Annotated in this window: 2 protein-coding genes; one reads left to right on the plus strand and one right to left on the minus strand. The window is 39.6% G+C overall.

From position 1 onward, the window contains the following. The first annotated feature begins 24 nt into the window (after nucleotides 1–24). Nucleotides 25–396 carry a helix-turn-helix domain-containing protein gene (locus ACFIL8_RS09465; protein ID WP_375681374.1) on the plus strand — a complete coding sequence of 124 codons (372 nt, stop codon included), beginning with the start codon at nucleotides 25–27 and terminating at the stop codon, nucleotides 394–396. 426 nt (nucleotides 397–822) lie between these two features. Here ACFIL8_RS09465 and ACFIL8_RS09470 read toward each other — a convergent pair. Then, nucleotides 823–2,087, minus strand: a 1,265-nt coding sequence (locus ACFIL8_RS09470; RefSeq protein ID WP_375689574.1) for an MFS transporter, incomplete at its 5' end; no start/stop codon positions are given.

The following is a 2,087-nucleotide window of genomic DNA, read 5'->3' on the forward strand; positions in this document are numbered from 1 at the left end:
CTCGCAACCGGAGGGGGGCTTGAAGTGCCAACTAAAAATCCACATTTTATCGACATTTTGATAGGCAAAAGAATCCGCCACAGACGCATTTCAATGAGCCTTTCCCAAAAAGAATTAGGAAGCCATTTAGGTGTCAGTTTCCAACAAATCCAAAAATACGAAAAAGGCTTAAATCGTGTAAGCGTAGGATGTTTACTCAAAATCGCCCAAAAACTGGAAGTTCCTATAAGCTTTTTTTATGCAGACATTGCTACAAAAGAAGATATCTCAACAAAAGAAAATACCCCACACCGTGATCAAGAAACCTATAGCGAAAAAGAACACACCCTTTTAAAAAATTTTAGAGACCTCCAGCCGAAAAAACAAAAAGCAATCTTATGGTTAATTTCTGATTAGGAAAAAGAGCAACAATTAACATACCCCCGCCTAAAGTTTCCCATACCTGATATCACCATACCTCCAAGAGTGATGTTTTATGGCATATAAGATAATTCACACTATAGCTCCTCGTTTTCTGTTTCCATTATTGCTTCAAGTCAAGCTGATTAAGGATTGGCAGCTGAGTTTTTAAGTTTGACTATTTGTAGCAAAGCGGAGTTAAACAAAAATGACATTGTCGCTCAAAACCATGCCCCCTATTGCGTTTACGAGACAGTGGAACCGTATCAAGAAGGCAAAGCCCCGAAAAAAACATATGAGCGTTTAAGTAAAAATCAAAGATTAAACCTATAACGTCAAAAAAGCTGCTCTATGTTGGATTATCTCCACGTCCTCTAAATCTCAGAAAAATGATTTAAAACATTTGTTTTATTGATGAGCCAATCATTGAGATCGAACAATTAACAAAGAACGGTTCAGCAATATCCTGATAGCCAATAAACAGAATAATCCACTCAATCCAGAAAGAAGGAACAATTTTCCAGCCGAAGTGTGACCTAAAACAAACGCTCCAACAAACGGCGCCACCAACATAGCTAAATTTTGTATAGACTGCACCCATCCGGAAGCCAATCCAATCTGTTCATTGAAATTGCTTACCAGATAAACATTAGAAGATATGGAAAAGTAAGCGCTAACCATTCCAATAAGGAAAAAACAGAGCAACAAAGTCTCAATACGGAGTAAATCAAAGTAAAAAAAGCACACTGAGATCATGACAAAACCAATCATTGTTGACATTGCCGGCATTAACAACTCTGATATTTTGCCTGTAAGGGGTTTATGCTTTGATTGTTTCACACTCCAAAATCCATAGAGAAAATTACCGATTGCCGAAGCCGATACCAGCATCCCAAGAGCCTGTTTATTCATTTTCATTGCACTAAGAATAACCGGCAACTGATTATTCACCATAAAGATCATGGCAAAATACACAAACATCACCGCCACATAGGCATACCAAGTTGTCCCATAAAGCCTCTGCTTTGATTTTATGGTATTCGCTGTTTTTATCATGAGCGACGAGACAGGTTGTGCACCAAGACAACAAAACACCATAAAGCCTAGCAATGTCAAAAATCCAGAAAACAATAAAGTATAGGTATCTGATAAAAGTACAGACAGAGCACTCCCCAAAGCAGGTCCTATCATCTTTGCCGCGCTATTGATCATGTTAAGCACAGAATAGTAACGAGTCCGTCCGTTTTCAGGCACCGAATTTGCACTGAGAACGGAAATTGCAGGCATGGCTAGACTGTTGAATGTCGCTCGAATAACTGCCAGTATAATAAATCCTTGCAGACTCGTCGCCATCAATAAACCGACAGTACAGAGTGCCCGTAACAGCAGTGACGCCCGCAACCAATGGATCATAGAACGGTGACTTACCAACATTCCAATTGGCTTAGACAGAACGATACCAGGTAATAATGTTGCCGCTCCAATAAAAGCGACGTCATATTGATCAGCTTTCCACGTGAACACAGATACGGTCAAAATCACGATATAATCAATCCAACCGCCAAATGACACCACGCCATTACCCAGCAAAAGCACCAACAAGCGATTTTTTACTGCCCCATCTCTTTGCACCAAAACACGCACCCCTTCTTTTTCGTTAGCAATACTGATTAGATGATCAATTTTTC

This window comes from Bartonella sp. AP57NXGY, assembly GCF_042195805.1.
Classification (GTDB): Bacteria; Pseudomonadota; Alphaproteobacteria; order Rhizobiales; family Rhizobiaceae; genus Bartonella.